This window comes from Lichenicoccus sp. (genome assembly GCF_965277665.1).
Taxonomy (GTDB): domain Bacteria; phylum Pseudomonadota; class Alphaproteobacteria; order Acetobacterales; family Acetobacteraceae; genus Lichenicoccus.
The window spans coordinates 570,979-588,453 of the sequence record NZ_OZ255835.1 but is presented as its reverse complement, the minus strand read 5'-3'; the positions used below and the strand labels follow the sequence as shown (position 1 = coordinate 588,453).

General features: G+C 70.6%; 14 protein-coding genes. 9 read left to right on the top strand and 5 right to left on the bottom strand.

All coding sequences use genetic code 11. From position 1 onward, the window contains the following. Positions 1 to 109: 109 nt before the first annotated feature. Positions 110 to 1,243, top strand: a complete 1,134-nt coding sequence (locus tag ACQY4O_RS02695) for a hypothetical protein (protein ID WP_428374701.1) — start codon at positions 110 to 112, stop codon at positions 1,241 to 1,243. A 157-nt stretch (positions 1,244 to 1,400) separates the two neighbouring features. Here ACQY4O_RS02695 and ACQY4O_RS02690 read toward each other — a convergent pair whose 3' ends face one another. The 3 genes from ACQY4O_RS02690 to ACQY4O_RS02680 all read right to left on the bottom strand — a co-directional run bounded on the left by ACQY4O_RS02690 (position 1,401) and on the right by ACQY4O_RS02680 (position 5,599). Then, positions 1,401 to 3,179 carry a hypothetical protein gene (locus ACQY4O_RS02690; protein WP_428374700.1) on the bottom strand — a complete coding sequence of 593 codons (1,779 nt, stop codon included), beginning with the start codon at positions 3,177 to 3,179 and terminating at the stop codon, positions 1,401 to 1,403. 231 nt (positions 3,180 to 3,410) lie between these two features. Continuing rightward, positions 3,411 to 5,177 carry a hypothetical protein gene (locus ACQY4O_RS02685; RefSeq protein ID WP_428374699.1) on the bottom strand — a complete coding sequence of 589 codons (1,767 nt, stop codon included), beginning with the start codon at positions 5,175 to 5,177 and terminating at the stop codon, positions 3,411 to 3,413. Beyond that, a complete protein-coding gene (locus ACQY4O_RS02680; RefSeq protein WP_428374698.1) occupies positions 5,177 to 5,599 on the bottom strand; it encodes a hypothetical protein in 423 nt (140 codons plus the stop codon). The genes ACQY4O_RS02685 and ACQY4O_RS02680 overlap by 1 nt, the downstream gene beginning before the upstream one ends. Before the next feature lie 361 nt (positions 5,600 to 5,960). Between ACQY4O_RS02680 and ACQY4O_RS02675 the strand changes: the two genes are divergently transcribed. Continuing rightward, the gene (locus ACQY4O_RS02675) at positions 5,961 to 6,245 is read left to right on the top strand and encodes a toxin-antitoxin system TumE family protein (RefSeq protein ID WP_428374697.1); all 285 of its coding nucleotides are present in this window, start codon (positions 5,961 to 5,963) and stop codon (positions 6,243 to 6,245) included. A 2-nt stretch (positions 6,246 to 6,247) separates the two neighbouring features. Beyond that, complete coding sequence (locus ACQY4O_RS02670) at positions 6,248 to 6,619, top strand: hypothetical protein (RefSeq protein WP_428374696.1); 372 nt, start codon at positions 6,248 to 6,250, stop codon at positions 6,617 to 6,619. A gap of 74 nt (positions 6,620 to 6,693) precedes the next feature. Here ACQY4O_RS02670 and ACQY4O_RS02665 read toward each other — a convergent pair whose 3' ends face one another. Further along, positions 6,694 to 6,873, bottom strand: coding sequence for a hypothetical protein (locus ACQY4O_RS02665; protein WP_428374695.1), 180 nt, complete (start codon positions 6,871 to 6,873; stop codon positions 6,694 to 6,696). 36 nt (positions 6,874 to 6,909) lie between these two features. Continuing rightward, the gene (gene crcB / locus ACQY4O_RS02660) at positions 6,910 to 8,124 is read right to left on the bottom strand and encodes a fluoride efflux transporter CrcB (RefSeq protein ID WP_428374694.1); all 1,215 of its coding nucleotides are present in this window, start codon (positions 8,122 to 8,124) and stop codon (positions 6,910 to 6,912) included. Positions 8,125 to 8,241: 117 nt separating this feature from the next. On the opposite strand from crcB, the gene ACQY4O_RS02655 reads away from it, so the two are divergent. The 6 genes from ACQY4O_RS02655 to ACQY4O_RS02630 all read left to right on the top strand — a co-directional run bounded on the left by ACQY4O_RS02655 (position 8,242) and on the right by ACQY4O_RS02630 (position 17,475). Further along, positions 8,242 to 11,892: a hydantoinase B/oxoprolinase family protein gene (locus ACQY4O_RS02655; protein WP_428374693.1), complete on the top strand. Its 3,651-nt coding sequence runs from the start codon at positions 8,242 to 8,244 to the stop codon at positions 11,890 to 11,892. Next, positions 11,889 to 12,311: an alternative ribosome rescue aminoacyl-tRNA hydrolase ArfB gene (arfB, locus tag ACQY4O_RS02650; protein WP_428374692.1), complete on the top strand. Its 423-nt coding sequence runs from the start codon at positions 11,889 to 11,891 to the stop codon at positions 12,309 to 12,311. The genes ACQY4O_RS02655 and arfB overlap by 4 nt, the downstream gene beginning before the upstream one ends. 109 nt (positions 12,312 to 12,420) lie before the next feature. Then, complete coding sequence (locus ACQY4O_RS02645) at positions 12,421 to 13,497, top strand: HlyD family secretion protein (protein WP_428374691.1); 1,077 nt, start codon at positions 12,421 to 12,423, stop codon at positions 13,495 to 13,497. Next, positions 13,494 to 14,552 (top strand): HlyD family secretion protein, encoded by a 1,059-nt coding sequence (locus tag ACQY4O_RS02640; RefSeq protein ID WP_428374690.1) that lies wholly within the window; start codon positions 13,494 to 13,496, stop codon positions 14,550 to 14,552. The genes ACQY4O_RS02645 and ACQY4O_RS02640 overlap by 4 nt, the downstream gene beginning before the upstream one ends. Next, positions 14,549 to 16,093 (top strand): MFS transporter, encoded by a 1,545-nt coding sequence (locus ACQY4O_RS02635; protein WP_428374689.1) that lies wholly within the window; start codon positions 14,549 to 14,551, stop codon positions 16,091 to 16,093. The genes ACQY4O_RS02640 and ACQY4O_RS02635 overlap by 4 nt, the downstream gene beginning before the upstream one ends. Next, positions 16,090 to 17,475: a TolC family protein gene (locus ACQY4O_RS02630; protein WP_428374688.1), complete on the top strand. Its 1,386-nt coding sequence runs from the start codon at positions 16,090 to 16,092 to the stop codon at positions 17,473 to 17,475. Before ACQY4O_RS02635 ends, ACQY4O_RS02630 begins: the two co-directional genes overlap by 4 nt.

Here is a 17,475-nt window from a genome sequence, read left to right as displayed (position 1 = left end):
GGAACGAGCGGGCGGACGAATGGATCGAGCGGTCGAGCGCGCTGAGCTCCAGTACCAAGCGGCCAGGCAGCGCCAATCGCCGGGCCTCGCCGGTGGCCGGCCGACGGCCATGCTGGAAGCGGCCACCCGGGATCGGTGGCAGATCCTGGTCGCCATGGCCGTGGTCCTGCTCGCAACCGGCATGGCCGAGCTGCTGGTGGCGCCGACGGTCACCGCGGACGCCGAGCTGATGGTGCTGCCGCAACCCGGCGCGTCGCCGGGTGCGACACTCAGGAACGAGACCGACATCCTGCAGAGCCGGCCGCTCGCCGAGGCGGTGGTCGCGGCGATCGGGCCGCAGCGCCTGTATCCCGGCATCGGCGCGCCTGAAAGCGTGCAGCATGCCGCCCGGCGTTTCGCGGCCAGTTTCGGCGCGACCGCGGATGCGGCGGGCGTCATCGTCGTGCGCTTCAGCCATCGCGACCCGGCCGTTGCCGCACAGGCCGTCAACCAGGCGGTGGCGAGCTACGGCGCGATGCGCGGCAGGCTCTACGACAACGACCGCCAGCGCCTGCTGGCCGCCCAGGTCGCGGCCTCGCGCCGCCAGCTCGATGCGGCGGAGCAGGCCTACGCCGCCTTCACCGTCGCGCACGGATCGCGCTACGACACCCGGATCGATATCCTGCTGCACCGCAAGGACAGCCTCGAGCAGGAACTCGACCAGGCCGATATTGACCTTGACCAGGCGCAGGCGCGACTTGCCTCGGACCAGCCGGGTGCCCGGCAGGACGTGCAGGGGGTCGAGACGCGGCGCACGATCGTGACCGCGCGCCTCGCCCAGGTCCGGGACGGCATCGCCGGCCTCGAGGCGCAGGAGCCGGAGTTCCTCAGCCTGCGGCGCCAGCGCGACCTGGCCGCTGCGAGCTACCAGCTGGCCGCACAGGCGCTCGACCAGAGTCGCATCGCCGGCCCCACCGGCCCGGCTGCGGCCACCGTCCGGGTGATCCAGCCGGCGGAGATTCCGCAGCTTTCCGCCAGGCGGCACCTGCTGATCCTGGCGGCCGGCACCGGGCTGAGCCTGCTCGCCGGCCTCGCGACCGCCATCCTGTCGGCGACCTTGCGGCGCGGGTTCATCGATCCGGGCCGGATCGAACGGGATCTGGGACTGCCGGTGCTGACCAGCATCGCCGAGTGGCCGGCGGGCGCACCTAGTGCACCAACCCAGACAAAGCGAGCAGCTTTGTCTGGGTTAAAGGTGCCCTAGAACATTGATATAGTGCAGGTTTAACTCAAACAGACCGATTCGGTCTGTTTGGGTTGCTGCACTCGGCTCGCCCTCGAAAAGCGGGCCGGAAGGCCGCCCTGACCAGAAGCCCTGTAGGCGAACAGCACCCCCCAAACCGCCCAGAGTGCCGCTGCGATCAGGTAAGTTCCAGCACGAGCACCTCGCCGCCATAGGTCGGCACCAGCACCCGGCCGTCGGCGATGATCGGCCGGTTGAACTTCGGATGCAGCATGGTCCAGTTCCATTGCTGCGAGTCCCAGAGCGGCACGATCTCGTCGCCGCCGGCCGCGAAGCCCGCAAAATCCTCCGCGTCGTAGGCAAGCAGCCGCGAGCCGGTGATCTCCATGTTGGCATCGCCGTACGGGATCATGCCCCAGACGATGCCGCCGGCGCCGCCATCGGCGGAGAGTGCGAGGCTCCAGCCGGGCATCCCGCCGCCGCGTGCCATCGGCGATGCGAAGGCGGTGCTGCAGGCGAGATAGGTCGAGGCTTTGTCCGGTTCGATCCGCCAGGCGCGCAGGTTGCCGTTCTCGCCGCCGCAGAAATGCATCCAGCCGCGTTTGTCGCTCTTCCAGAGCAGCGGCGTGCCGTGCAGGTGGTGGGTGACGTTGCCGGACAGGGTGTTCAGGCCGGTCGGCCGCGCGGGTGCCGGCGACACGGCCGGATCGAAGAAGGTGTAGAGGATCGGTGGCGCTGCCAGCGTGGCATAGTTCGCCGGCGTCGATGCCGGCGTGAGGTCGGCGGCCTTCGTCTCGCCCGGTTTCTCCAGGCTGACGGTGTAGAGGATGCCGTCCTTGGACGAGACCAGGCCGATGCCGAGTTCCTCCGCCAGCACGATGCCGGAGGCGCCGAGATCCTGGTCGCCCCAGGCCGAACCCATGTCGGACGGCATGATCCCCGCGCGCGCGAGATGCGCGACCGGCCTGAAATTGGACGGCACCGGCCCGCGTGGCAGCAGCGCAGTGGCGGTGGCGGTGGCGACGGTGGCAGCGCCCTGGCCGGTGCGCGCAGCGTCGGTCCAGGGCGACCAGCAGCCGGTGACGGCCAGCATCGCCGCGTGGCCGGCTTCGGGCGCCGTGTAGCGCAGCCGCACCACGCTCTCGCCGAAATCATGCACGCCGTCGAAATCGCCGTTGCCGGTGACCACCCAAATCGATCCGTCACTGTGGATCGCGGGCGCCGCGCCGCTCATCCAGATGCCGCCGCCGCTGCCGCGCGCCGTCGAGCACCAGGTGGCGGCGATGCTCCACGTGTCGGTAGCGATGGCGATGATCCAGCCGCGGGCGCTGGTTGCGGTCTCGGCGATGGTCCCGAACGGGATCAGCACGACGCCGCCGGCAAGGCAGAGCCCGGCACGCTGCTTGCGCTGCATCGACCTGAAGCGCTGCACCGGAAGGCCGTCGCCGGGATCGAAGCCGGCACCCTCCAGCGACAGCGCCGGACGCACCGGCTCCCCGGTGGCCACGTCGAGCACGGCGGCGAAATGCTGGCCGGCGTCGGCGGCGCCGTCGGCGCTGGACCAGTAGCAGAGATACAGCCTTCCGGCCGCGGCATCGATCACCGGCGTCGAGAGGATACCCCAGGCGATGTTGATGTCGTGCGCGTCGATCGCGCCCGAGCCGCGGATCGGCGGCCCGAGGCAGCGCGACCACAGCGCGGCGCCGCTCTGGACATCGAAGGCGTGCACCCAGTTGCCCATGGTCGCCTGGAACAGGACGTCGCGCCGGACCCCCGCGATCGCGAGACCGGGCAGATAGAGCGGCTGCGCCTCGAGCCGCGGATCGTCCGCGATCCGCAGGATGCGCGCCTGCCTGATACCGCGTGTGCGCACCGCCTGCGGCGACAGCATCGTCTCGCCGGTGTTGGCGCCGGAGCGGGCCGCATCGAAGGAGCGCGTGGTCACGCTGACCGCCATGGACTAGAGTCTGATCGTCTCAGGCTGAATCAGCCTGAGACGTGAATCAGTCTCTGGATCAATCTGGTAGAGCAAGGGCTCCGCCCTTGACCCGCTGGGGCCTGAGGCCCCAGACCCACTCTTTAAAAGAAGGGATTTCAAAGGCTTGCCTTTGATGGGGTCCAGGGGCGAAGCCCCTGGCCTGATTTCGTTTCGTAGCGAGCGCATCATTCTAGGGTTTTTCGCACCCTGCTAGACCTTTTCGAGGCGCTGCGGGGCCTCGTAGGTGACGGTGGCGATGAACGGCACGGCCCCCGCGAGGCCGACGCCGGCAGCCCGGATCGTGCACCAGCCGGTGCCGTGCGGCCGCACCGCGAGTGCCGGCGCCGCCTCGCCGTGACGGATGAGCTGGCTGCCGAGCGCCATGCCGTCGGGACCGTCGATCTCGAGGACGACGCTCGCCCCGGCTGCCCATCCGGCGCCCAGGCGCAGTTCCACGCGCACCGGCCGGCCGGCATCGCCATAGACGCGTCCGACCGCAAGGCTCGCGTTCCTCAGCGCGGGGATATCCAGGTCGTCGGCGCCGAAGAAGCTCTGCGTCGTCGCGCGCCGCAGCAGCGCGGGCGCCGAGCCCTGGCCGCTGCGCGAAAAGCACAGATAGCTCTGCCCGGATCGATAGGCATTGGCCGGGATGGTGAACGTCGCGGTGCCGTCGGCCGCGGTATGGATATCGCCGTGCCGCCCGGTATAGTCGTGCAGTTCGCACTCGGCGCCGAAGCCGGTCTGGCAGGTCAGTGTGCGCGCGTTCCAGGTGTCGAAGTTGAGCGCGCTCAGCAGCCCCGCGCCGCCGGTGCGCTCACGCACGATCACGCTGTCATCGAGCCATCGCGTCACGGTGCCCCCGGCCGCCAGCGTCTCGTGGATCCAGACCAGGTTGTCGATCCAGGGCTTCAGCCCATAGGCGCCGTCCCACACGTCGCCGCCGAAGTAATCCTTGCCGTACACGAACGGATACCCCTCCGCGGTCAGCAGATAGGCGTAGGCCAGCAGCTTGCTGGCCACGATCTGCTCGCCCGGCGAGGTGTCGGTATCCGGATTATCCACGAAGGTGCAGGCCAGGAACGGATTGTGCGCGATATAGCCGGCCTGTGCGAGACCGCGCGGATTGCCGCTCTCGCAGGCCGCCTGCAGCGCCCAATGCAGGGTGAAATCCTCGACCAGCGCGCGCGACGAGATCGCGGCACCCATCGCCCACTCCTGCAGGGCCCCGGGGTTGCCGTCGAAATATTCGGCATAGGCGAAGCGCGACGCCATCGCCCGGCTGCGCATGAACTCGCCGACGAACGGCGCCCAGGTGCCTTTCGCGTCATCGAAGCGCATGCCGTCGGCGCCGGTGCTGCGAAACAGCCAGTCGCCGTAATCGAGTGCATCCTCGGTGGTGAACCGGGGCGGCTGGCAGTTCTGATAGACCTTCTCTCGCCCGAACGGAAAATCGTCGCCGGGCGCCGGCACCGCGTCCTCGGGCCGGAATGGCGGCACCGGATCCTGGTTGCCCGTGTCGCCGCGAAAACATCCCGGATGCATCGCACCGCGTCCGTTCAGGGTCTCCCCGTCGGCGCCGAGGTAGCGAAAGACGCCGGGTCCGCCGTTCTCCCCGATCAGCTGATGCAGCACCATGTCGAGATACACATCCAGGCCCACGGCGTGGCAGCACCCGACCATGCGACGCAACTGCTCCGCGGTTCCGTATCGCGTCGGTGTGCTGCCCTGCTGCGGCTTGCTGCCGAGATCGCGCGGATCGAACACGCCATAGCCGTCGCAGCCGCGGCCGGCGCCGCCCTGCGCCTTGCCGGCCGGGGGTATCTGGATCGCGGTGAAGCCAGCCTGCCGCAGGCTCGCCGCCTGTCCGGCGATGAAGTCCCAGAGCCAGGGCTTGCCCGGATCGGTGCTCGGCGCCGGAACCGTGACCCGCTGCCCGTCGATGATGAAGCGGCCCCAGGCGATCAGGGCAACGCCCATCAGCCGGTCTTCCCGAGCGCCGGCCGAAGCCGATTGCAGGCCCGGCGCAGCATGACGGAAACTCCAAAGCCGGCCAGCGCCATTACGAAGCTTGTGGCGCCATGCAGCAACGCGGTGCCGAGCGGATCGGCTTCGACGGGTGCCAGGAAATCGTCGAGGCCGAGCAGCACGGGCAAGGCGTACAGCACCGACCGGCTGCGCCGTGCGGCCAGCCCGAGCAGGACCGCGCAGCCGAGATAGGTTGCGGAGTCTGGGAGCAGCAGCACCCGGTGCGGGATGGCGTCACCGAGCAGCGTGGCGCCGGCATCGCAGCAGCCAAACAGCGCGGGCAGGCGGAAGCCCACGCGCCGCTCGGCGGGAAGCAGGCCCGCCGCCAGGCAGGCCGCAAAACTGTCCAGGCCGAGGGAGATGTCGACGACCATTCACAATGCCTCGATGCCGGCCTGCATCCAACAATGGTTCACGGCCCGTGTGGAACGGATAAATCAGGCTGCCTGTGCCTTCATTTGGGGCGGGAACCAGGATGCAGTGGGTTCACCGGCCGTTAATCATTGCACGCTTATTCCGGACCAGTGTCCGGATTGATACGTCGCGCTCAAGCTGCTCAATCCGTGGGGGGCGGACCAGCCGACCGCGATCCTGCTGTCGCAGTTCTCGAAGAACTTCGCCGAGGTAGCGATCGGGCATCTCGGCCGGGCGCCCGGTTGAGGACTACGGTCGGCAAGTGTGTTGCCCGCGGCATATGTTCTTGACGCCATATGTCCACAGGGCTAGATCAGGGCTGTGCGGGCGAGGCTGATCCAGTCGGACAAAACCAGGTTCGAGAACGGAGCAATTCGTGAGGTCAGGATTTGGCTGGTGCCGGAGCCGGTTCCTCCTGCGACACATCACTTCAAATACAGCCTCGTCTATGTGGTCGAGGGTGTCCGGGTCATCGGCTTCGACAATGAGCGCGGCAAGGGGGATCACTGTCACCTGCACGGTTTGCAGTCGCCCTACGACTTTCAGGGTATCGCGAGGCTACTGGCCGACTTCCGGAAGCTTGTCGAGCAAGAGAGAGGAGACTGAGAATGGCTGGCAGACTGGTCTTCCGTATTGGCATGAGCCTTGAGGAGATTGACCGCGAGATCGCGGCCAATGTCGAAGCGGCCGTTGCGGCTGCTGGGAAGGGAGAGAGCTTCGAGGTAACGCGCACCATCAGCTTTGAGAACTGGACAACCTTCTTTCGCTGCATGACGCCGAACCGGATCGCAATCCTTGAGCACGTTGCCGCGCACGAGATGGTTGCGAGCACGCGCGCCCTTTCGCTTGCGTTGGGTCGGGACTATTCCGGGGTTCATGCCGACGTTGCGGAGCTGGTCAAGCTCGGACTTCTGGAACGCGACGGCAACGCCCTGCGCTGCGAAATCGAGCCGGACGCTGCCGAGTTGGCGGCCGCGTAGCCCCAGAGGCAGGTCAAGGCGTGCGCCCGGGGAGATACGTGCGCCGCAAGCCCGGTGGGAGCCGAATTGCCCGATCAGCTTTCGGTCCGTCGAGCGTCCGTGCCAGGGACCTCCGGCATCGAATAGAGGCAAAAGATGGTCACGCCTGGAAACAGGATGAACACCGAGATAGTCGCGAGGATCACGCATACCTCCCCGTAGCTGCTGCCCGGGCCGTCATCACCGAAGAAGTTGAAATACAGGTAGCGCGTCATGATGACGCAGAATGTGTCCGCGACCGGACCGCGGGCTCAGTGCCGCATGAGCACTGGCAAGCTCGCCTGCTCCAGCATGCTGCGGGTCACGCCGCCCAGCAGGCGCTCGCGTATCTCGCCATGCGCGTAGGCGCCCATGACGAGAAGATCCGCGTGGCAGGCTTCGGCGGCCCGCAGCAGGGCCGCGCCCGTATCGTGTCCGCCCCCCGGCCCCGCAAGACTCGCCGCGATGTCGGGGCTGTCGAACGACAGGCCCGCGGATGCCAGCGGCTCGCACGCGTCCGGCGCCCCGGCGCCGGCCTGGAGCACGCAGCGGCGTGTGGCCTCGCGCAGCAGCGGCATCGCGTCCTGCACAGCCTTGCGGGCGTGCTCGTCCGGCTTCCAGGCGAGCGCGACCGTGCGGAACCGGACCTTGCCGCTGCCCGGCGGCAGCACCAGCACCGGCCGGCCGCATTCGAACAAGGCGGCATGCACCACGCGCTGCGAACGCCCGCCATGCGGTCGCCCGACCAGTACCATGTCGGCCTGCCTGCCGAGGTCGGCGACGATGCCGCCGGCATCGCCACGCGGGGACAGCCACTCGGCGCGGATCGCGGGGTCGGCCGCCTGCATGGCGTCGAACGTCTGTCGCAGCGCCCGCATGCGCACGGCCTCGTCCGCCGGCGCGGCCTCGTACACCTCTTCGGTCGGCGCTCCCGGTGCCGGCGCCCGGGCGGGCAGCGCCAGCACGCGGAGGGTCCCCTGGCCGGCCCGCTGCAACAGCCCGACGGCAGTCGCCAGCTGCGCGCTCGCGTCCTCGGGCCGATCCAGCACGACGAGGATGACCTCTCCCGTGGCGGCCGCGTGACCCTGGCCGGACACGCTCTGCGCGGGGCGCCTCTCGCCGATCTGATACCCGGCCAGCACGGCGGCGAGGCACAGCAAGACCGAGAGCGCCACGTTCAGCAGGGCGAGGCTCGTGCGCCCGCCGCGCACGAGTTCGAGTGTCTGCAGGCTGAACGAGGAGAAGGTGGTGAAGCCGCCGCAGAGGCCGACCATGACGAACGCACGCAGCGCCGGGCTCGCCGGCAGCATGCCGCCTTCGAGGGTGGCGGCGCCGACCAGCCCGATCACGAAGCTGCCGGCGATGTTGATAAGGATGGTGCCCCAGGGGAACGCGCTGCCCCAGGCCGCGACCGTCGCCAGCCCGATCAGGTAGCGCAGCACGCTGCCGACGGCACCACCGACCGCCACGAGCATGATCATCGACATCGCGCCATCCATCTCCGCCGGGCCATGTTTTCGACAGCCAGTGGACAGGCTTAGCGTGCCAGCCTACGGCAGGCCATCAGCGGCGCAGGGCCAAGGAGCACGAGCAGAGGAGACCGCATGACCCGGCAGACTTCGCCTGCCCCGGAGCGACAAGCGGCCGGGCCGTGGCGGTTCTGGATCGATCGCGGCGGCACCTTTACCGATATCGTCGGCCGCGATCCTGCCGGCGCGCTGCGTACCGCCAAGCTGCTGAGCGAGGATCCGGCACGCCATGTCGACGCCGCCCTGGCCGGGATCGCCGGCATGCTGGGTCTCGCGGAGACCGACCCGATCCCGCCCGGACTGGTCGCCGAGGTCAGGCTCGGCACCACGGTCGCGACAAACGCCCTGCTGCAGCGCCGGACCGCACCGGTGCTGCTGCTGGTCGATACCGGCTACGCCGACCTGCTGCGCATCGGCGACCAGAGCCGCCCGGACCTGTTCGAGCTCGCGATCCGGCTGCCCGAGCCGCTGGCCGGACCGGTCGTAGAGATCATCGGGCGCACCGCCGCCGATGGCAGCATCGCAACGCCACTGGACGAGGCGCAGGCCCGCGCGGCGCTGTCGGCGGCACGCGCCGACGGCATCGAGAGCTGCGCCATCGCCCTGATCCACGCCTGGGCGCATCCGGCCCTGGAGCAGCGCCTGGCGGCCCTGGCCCTTGCGGCGGGCTTCACCCAGGTCTCGACCGGGCACGCGGTGAGCCCGCTGCTGCGGCTGATCCCGCGCGCCCAGACGGCGCTGGTGGATGCGGCCCTGTCGCCGATCCTGCGCCGGCATACCGCGCATCTCGCGGCAGCCCTCCCCGGCACCAGGCTGCTGTTCATGCAATCGAGCGGCGGGCTGGCGGACGCGGCCCACTTCACCGGCTGCCAGGCGATCCTGTCCGGGCCGGCCGGGGGCATCGTCGGCGCCGCGCGCACCGCGGAGGCCGCCGGGCTGCCGCGCATCATCAGCTTCGACATGGGGGGCACCTCGACCGATGTCGCGCTGTACGACGGAAGCTTCGAGCGCAGCTACGAGACCCGGATCGCGGGGCTCGGCCTGCGCATCCCGGTGCGGGTGCCGATGCTGGCGATCAACACGGTCGCGGCCGGCGGCGGCTCGATCCTGCGCTTCGACGGCACCCGGCTGCGCGTGGGTCCCGCCAGCGCCGGCGCCGATCCCGGACCCTGCTCCTACGGCCGCGGCGGCCCGCTGACCATGACCGACGCCAACCTGCAGCTTGGCCGGCTAGTACCGTCACAGTTCCCGCGCCTGTTCGGTGCCGACGGCGACGCGCCGCTCGACGACCGGGCAGCCCGCGAGGGTTTCGAGAGCCTGGCCCGCGAGGTCGCTGCCGCGACCGGAGCGCCGTTTGATCCGCACGCGCTGGCCGAGGGCTTCCTGCGCGTCGCGGTCGACAACATGGCCAACGCGATCCGCGAGATCTCGGTGCGCCGGGGACAGGACCCAGGCGGCTTCGCCCTGCACTGCTTCGGCGGCGCCGGCGGCCAGCACGCCTGCCTGGTGGCGGCGGCACTCGGCATGCGCACGGTGCTGGTGCATCCGATGGCCGGCGTGCTGTCCGCCTTCGGCATGGCGCTGGCGGCACGGGTGGTGCTGCGCGAGCAGGCGGTGGAAAGGACGCTGGACGACGACGCGCTGCCCGGCCTGCGGGAGCTCGCGGACGAGCTGGCGCGCCAGGCACGCGACGCGCTCGCCGAGCAGGGCGTCGCCGAGGCGGCCGTCACCCGGCGCCTGCATCTGCGTCGCGCCGGATCGGATGCGGTGCTGGTGGTCGCGTTCGAGACGATGCAGCAGGTCCGGACATCGTTCCTGCAACAGCACCACGACAGGTTCGGCTTTGCGCCGCAGACCGACGCGATCATCGTGGATGCGGTCGCCGTCGAGGCGGCCGAGCCCGGCGCGCCGCCGCCGTTCATCGCCCCGCCGGCGCGACCGCCCGGCACCGCGCCGGCCCCGGTGCAGGCCGTCACGTTCCGCAGCGCCGGCCGGTGGTGGCAGGCCGGCCTGTTCGACCGGGCCCGACTGCGCGAGGGCGATGTCGTGCACGGGCCGGCGCTGGTGAGCGAGGCCAACGCCATGACGGTGATCGAGCCCGGCTGGCGTGCCGCGATCACCGGACGCGGCGACCTCGCGCTGACCCGCGGCGAAGTCCCGCACGACGCCGCTGCGGGACCGGCACCCGACGATCTCGATCCGTTGCGCATCGCGCTGTTCAGCAACCTGTTCATGACGATCGCCCAGCAGGCCGGCAGCGTGCTGCAGAACACCGCGCAGAGCGTCAACATCCGCGAGCGGCTGGATTTCTCGGTGGCGCTGTTCGACGCCGAAGGCCGCCTGGTCGCCAATGCGCCGCACGTGCCGGTGCATCTGGGCGCCATGGGCGAGAGCGTGCGCACGGTGCTGCGCCGGCGGGCGGGCACGCTGCGGCCCGGCGACGCCATCGCGCTCAACAATCCCTTCGATGGCGGCACGCATCTTCCGGACATCACCGTCGTCACGCCGGTGTTCGACGATCCGGAGGCCGCGCCGCTGTTCTTCGTCGGCTCGCGCGGCCATCATGCCGACATCGGCGGCATCAGCCCCGGATCGACCCCCGCCTTCTCGCGCCGGCTCGACGAGGAGGGCATCGTGATCGACGATTTCCTGCTGGTCTCCGATGGCGTTCTGCGCGAACGGCAATTCCGCGATCTGCTGGCCCTGGGACCGCATCCGGCCCGCAGCCCTGACGTCAATGTCGCCGACATCGCGGCCCAGGTTGCCGCCAACGCGTATGCGGCGCGCGCGCTGCTTGCCGCCGTCCGCCAGCACGGCCGCTGCACCATGCTGCGCGCGATGCGCGACGTGATGGCCAATGCCGAGGAAAGCGTGCGGCGGGCGATCGCGCGTCTCGAGGACGGGCAGTTCCGCTATCGCATGGATGGCGGCGCGAGCCTGCAGGTTGCGGTGCGCATCGACCGCGCGCGACGCAGCGCGGTGATCGACTTCACCGGCACCGCCGCCCAGCATCCGGGCAACTTCAATGCGCCGCCGGCCGTGGTGCGCGCGGTGGTGCTGTACGTGTTCCGCTGCCTGGCCGGCGACGACATCCCGCTCAATGACGGCTGCCTGGTGCCGCTCGCGATCGTGGTGCCGCCGGGCACGTTCCTGTCGCCGGCGCCGGGGGCCGCGGTGGTGGCGGGCAACACCGAGGTCTCGCAGGCGGTATGCGTCGCGCTGTTCGGCGCCCTCGGGCGCATGGCGTGCAGCCAGGGCACGATGAACAACCTGCTGTTCGGCGACGCCACCCGGCAATACTACGAGACGATCTGCGGCGGCGCCGGCGCCGGCCCGGATTTCGACGGGGCGAGCGGGGTGCAGAGCCACATGACCAACACCCGCATGACCGACCCGGAGGTGCTCGAACTGCGCTATCCGGTGCGGCTGGAGGCCTTTGCCATCCGGCGTGGATCCGGCGGTAGCGGCGCCCGGCGCGGCGGCGACGGGGTGGTGCGGCGGCTGCGTTTCCTGCAGCCGATGACCGCCGTGCTGGTCTCGTCGCGACGCGAGCAGGGCCCGTTCGGCCTTGCGGGCGGCGGGGCCGGTGCGACCGGCGCGCAGCACATCGAGCGCGCCGATGGCAACATCGAGACCATCGGGGGCATCGCCCAGATGGCGCTCCAGGCCGGTGACCTGCTCTGCGTGCAGACACCCGGCGGCGGCGGCTACGGCAGGCCGGAATGAGGCTGGACGTCGCCCGCGGATTGTCGATCGACGAGGCGGAGATCGAGATCAGCTACATCCAGGCCGGCGGCCCGGGCGGCCAGAACGTCAACAAGGTCGCAACCGCGGCCCAGCTCCGCTTCGATGCCCGCACCACCCTGTCGCTGCCCAACCCGGTCAAGGCGAGGCTGCAGGCGCTCGCCGGGCAGCGGGTGACACGCGACGGCGTCATCGTCATCACCGCCCGGCAGTATCGTTCGCAGGAGCGCAACCGGCAGGATGCGATCGCGCGCCTGCTGGCTCTGATACGCGAGGCCGCGCAGCCGCCGGTCATCCGCCGCGCCACCCGCCCCTCTTTCGGCGAGCGGCAGCGCCGGCTGGAAACCAAGAACCATCGTGCCACGACCAAGCGCAACCGCACGCTCCGGGATGCGGACTGAGGCCTGACTTCGATCACTGTCGGCAAACTGGCGAAGCCTGAGACCGAGAACGGAATCGGCCACGCCCCACCGACTTGCTGTCGGATCGTTACGTAAATACTGTTTTCGGATGGATCTGGCCCGGTCGATCCGGAATGCGCGAACGCGATGGACCAGGCCGGTCGGCCTCGGGGTCGCCCTCTGCCTGCTCGTTGCCATCGCCATCCTGGTGCTGTCGTTCGACAACCCGCAGACCGGCGCCCGCGATCCGCAGACCGCCAACGCCTATGTCGGCGGCGACACGACGCCGCTTTCGGCACGCGTCACCGGCTATCTCCGGGAGTTTCCCGTGGCCGACAACCAGGTCGTCCAGGCCGGCCAGCTTGTGGCAGGCATCGAGGATGACGACTACCGCGCCCAGGCGGCGGGGGCCGCGGCAGCGCTCGATGCCGCCGAGGCCAGGCTGACGGCGCTCGATGCGCAGCTCCGGCAGCTCGCCGAGCAGACCGCCGAGGCCCGCACCGGCGAGGTCGCCGCCTCCGCAGATGCCGGCCGGGCCGCGCCCGAGCTGCGCCGCCAGGTCCGGCTGCTGCACACCGATCTCGGACAGCAGCGCAACCTCGACCAGGCACAGGCCGACCAGCGCCGATACGAGGCCGGCATCGCGCAGGCGCGTGCGCTGACCGGCGTGGCGCAGCGCCAGACCGACGAACTGGCGGCGCAGCGCGACGAGCAGGCGGCCACGGTGCTGGGCCGCCGCGCCGACCTGCGCCTGGCCCGCATCACCCTGGGCTGGACCAGGCTGTCGGCGCCGGTCGCAGGCACGCTCGGCCCGCGGCTGGTGCGCCAGGGCGATCTGCTGGCACCGGGCACCAGACTGGTCGTGCTCACGCCGCTCGACAGCGTCTGGGTGGACGCGAATTTCACCGAGCGGCAGATCCCGGACATACGCATCGGCCAGCGGGCCCGGCTGGTGCTCGACGCCTTCCCGCGCCAGCCGCTGGAGGGACGCGTCACCGGCCTCTCGCCGACCACCGGATCTGCGCTTAGCGCCATCCCGGCCGACAACACCACCGGGAACTTCACCAAGGTGGCGCAGCGGGTCCCGGTGCGCATCGCCATCCTGTGGAATGGCAGCCCCCTGCGCGGCCTGGTGCGGCCCGGCATGTCGGTGACCGCGACCGTGTTCACGCGGGAGGGATCATGACCAAGAACATGGTCTCGCACGCGATTGTTGCCGTGCTGGTCGTGCTGGCGGCCTCGGCGTTCCTGATCGACTGGAACGTCCTGCTCGCGCCGGTCGGCGGCCGCTGGACCAACGATGCCACGCTGCAGGGGGATCCGATCGCGCTCGCCAGCCGCGCCACCGGGTATCTCGTCGCGGTCCCGGTGCGGGACTATGCGCGCGTGCATGCAGGCGACCTGCTGTTCGCCATCGACGACAGCGGCGCCCGTGCCCGCGTGGCGCGTGCCAATGCCGAGGTCGCGGCCGCCTCGGCCGGCATCGTGGAAGCGCGAACGGCCATCGCCCTGCAGCAGGCCCGGATCGTGGCGGACGCGGCCGTGGTCGAGGGCGGCGAGGCGGAGCTGGAGCGGGCACGCCTGGAACGCGTCCGGCAGAGCCGGCTGCTGCACACCGAGAGCTTCCTGGCCCGTGACTGGGAGGATGCGGTCGCGGTCGAACGGCGCGCAGCCGCGACCGTCGAGGGAGACCGGCGCGCACTGGCTGCGGCCCAGGCGGCACTCGGAACCCTACAGGCGCAGGTGCTGGCCAGCCAGGCCAACCTCGCGGCACAGCGGGCGGCGCTGCGTCTCGCGCAGGTGCAGCTCGGCTATACCCGCATCACCGCACCGCTCGACGGCGTGGTGACCAGCCGGCTGGCCCGGCTCGGGGAATATGTCTCGCCCGGGCGCGCGCTCATCACCCTGGTGCCGCTGCGTGACGTCTGGGTGGTGGCGAACTATCGCGAGGTGCAGCTTACCCGGATCCGGATCGGGCAGCGCGCCCGCGTGCTGGTGGACGCCCTGCCCGGCGTGCGCCTTTCCGGCCATGTCGGCAGCTTCGAGCCGGCGAGCCAGGCGGTGGGCTCCAGCCTGCCGCCGGACCGTGCCACCGGCAACTTCACCAAGGTGGTGCAGCGCGTGCCGGTGAAGATCGTGCTCGATCCGCGCCCGGACCTGCTCGAACGGCTGCGTCCGGGACTGTCCGCCGAGGTGCGCATCCTGACCGGCTCATCCGGACCGGCATCGAAGTCGCCGTGATCCTCGCCCTCCTCGCTCCCCGGCCGCTGCTCCCCGGGCCCGACGGCAAGGTCCCCGCCGGGCCGCCGCCGCTGACCTGGGGAATTCTGCTCGGCCTCTCCGGCACCGTGCTGGCCGCCTTTGCCTCGTACCTCGCGACCCGGCTGACCAGCTTCGCGCTGGCCGACCTCACCGGCGGCTTCGGCGTCGGCGCGGATGAGGCGGCCTGGGTCGCCAATGCCTACAACGTCGCCGAGATCGCCGTGGTGCCGCTGGCCCCCTGGCTCGCCAGCATCGTCTCGCCGCGCCGCGCGATCGCATTCTCGATCGCGCTGCTGACCGTCGCCAGCGCCGCCTGCCCCGGTGCAGGCGACTATCGCGGGCTGATCGCGCTGCGCTTCCTGCAGGGACTGGGCGGCGGCGCGCTGATCCCGCTGCTGCTCGGCACCGTGCTGCGCTTCACGCCGCTGCACCAGCGCGTGGTCGGGTTCGCCTTCTACGCACTGGTCACCACGGCGACGCCGCTGCTCTCGGAGACCCTGTCCGGCATCGTCACCGAGACCCTCGGCTGGCAGCCGGTGTACTATCTCAACCTGCTGATCTCGCCGCTCGCCCTGGTGCTGGTGCTGGTCGGCCTGCCGGTCGAACCGCTGAAGCCGGAGGGCCTGCCCGGCGCCGACTATCTCGGCATGCTGCTGCTGGCGGTATGCGCGTCCACGCTGACCACGGCGGTGGATCTCGGCCAGCGGCTCGACTGGTTCGACAGCTCGCTGATCATCGCGCTGTTCGTGGCCTCGGCGCTGCTGCTGGCAGCCTTCGTGGTCTGGGAACTCAGCATCGAGAAACCGCTGATCCAGCTCAATCTGCTGCGTCGGCGCAACCTGGCCTGCGGCCTGCTGCTGATCATCCCGTTCAGCTTCTCGCTCCTGGTGACCTCCAACGTGGTGGCCCAGTACGGCATCCAGGTGCGCGGCTACCGGCAGTTGCAGGTCGGCGAGATCCTGCTCTGGGCGGCGCTGTTCCAGGTCGCGATGTGCGCCTCGACGCCGTTCCTGATGCGCCGGATCGACACCCGCGTGGTGCTGGGCTGCGGGCTTGCCCTGGTCGCACTCGGGTGCCGGCTCGCGACCTTCATCGACAGCGACTGGACCGTGCCGGACCTGCTGCCCTCCTCGATCCTGGTCGCCTGCGGCCAGCCGCTGATCATGGTGGGACTGCTGCTGACCGCGACCTCGACGCTGCAGCCGCAGGACGCGCTGGCCGGCTCGACGCTGTTCAACGTCATACGCACCCTCGCCGGCAGCGTCGGCGGCGCCATCGTGGGCGCGGTGCTGACGGTGCGCGAGCGGGTGCATTCCACGACCCTGGCCGACCATCTGGTGCGAGGCGCCGAAATCACTCTCAGAGGCGGCAGCCCGGCGACGCTGGCCGCGCACCTGCGCACGCAGTCCACCGTCATGGCGACCGCGGACGCCTACGGCATGCTGGGCACGATCGCGACCGTGGGCCTGCTGATCTCGCTGGCGATCGCCGAGATCCGTCTCGCCCGGAGGCCGGCGTGAGCCGGATCGCCGGTCGATACGGTCTGGCGCTGCTGGCAGCCTGCGGCCTGGCTCTGTCGGTGCCAACACGCGCCACGCCGCTCGATGCGCCGTTCGCCGATGCGCTGGCCGAGGCCTACCTCACCAATCCGCAGCTTGCCACCGAGCGCCAACGGCTGCGCGAGATCGACGAGGGGGTGCCGCGCGCCTTGTCCGGCTGGCGCCCGCAGGTCGCCATCACCGCGCAGGCCGGCGCGTCTGCGCAGTTCGACAACATCGACGTGCAGCACAACCCGGAACGCCGGCTGCCGCAGGCGGCGGTCGGCTCGATCACCCAGCCGCTCTATACCGGCGGCCAGGTGCGGGCCCAGGTGACGCAATCCGAGGCCCTGGTGCGGGCGCAGCGCGCGGCCTTGCAGGCCAGCGAGACCGCGGTGCTGCTTGCCGCGGCAACCGCCTATCTCGACGTCGCGCGCGACGAGATGATCGTCAGCCTCAACCGGCACCAGGACACCGTGCTAGGACGCTCGCTGCACGCGAGCGAACTCGCCGCCGCAGCCGGCGCCGTGACTGAGGCGGACGTTGCCCAGGGCCGGGCCCGGCTCGCCGACCAGCGCTCGGCGACCGCCAAGGTGGAGGGCGGACTGGGCCAGTCGCGCGCGGTGTTCGAGCAGCAGGTCGGCCACCCGCCGGGCGTGCTCGCGATCCCGGTGCTGCTGCCGGCGGTGCCGGACGAGCGCGACCGCATCCTCGAACTGGCCTCGACGACAAATTTCGACGTGGCCGAGGCGCGTCTCGCGTTGCAGGCGAGCCAGGCCGGCATCGACATCGCGCGCGCGGGACTGATGCCGAAAATCTCGATCGTCATCGAGGGCGAGCGGTTCAGGGAGATCGACGTCCAGCAGCTCCACCAGCGCGACAACATCGCCGAAAGCCTGCTCGAACTGACGCTGCCGCTGTACCAGGGCGGCGCGGTCGCCGCCGACACCAGGCGGGCCAAGGAGGCGGCTTTGCGCAGTGGCCTGCAGGTCGACACGATCCTGCGCATGACCCGCCAGCAGGCGATGACCGCGATCGACCTGCTCGCGGCGGCCGAGCGGCAGGTGGCGCAGCAGCAGGTCTCGATCGATGCCAACGTGGTGGCCGAGCGCGGCATCGCGCGCCAGCAATCGGTCGGCGCGCGCACCGTGATCGAGGTGCTGAACGCACAGCAGGAACTGCTCTCCGCCCGGGTCAACCTGGTGAGCGCGCTGCGCGACCGCTACGTGGCGCGCCTGCAGTTGCTCGCGGTCACCGGCGGCCTCAGTGCGGCCGCACTGGACCTGCCGGTGCCGCTCTACGATCCCGAGGCGCACTACCGGCGGACCCGGGATCGCTGGTATGGAACCGAGCCGGCAAAATAG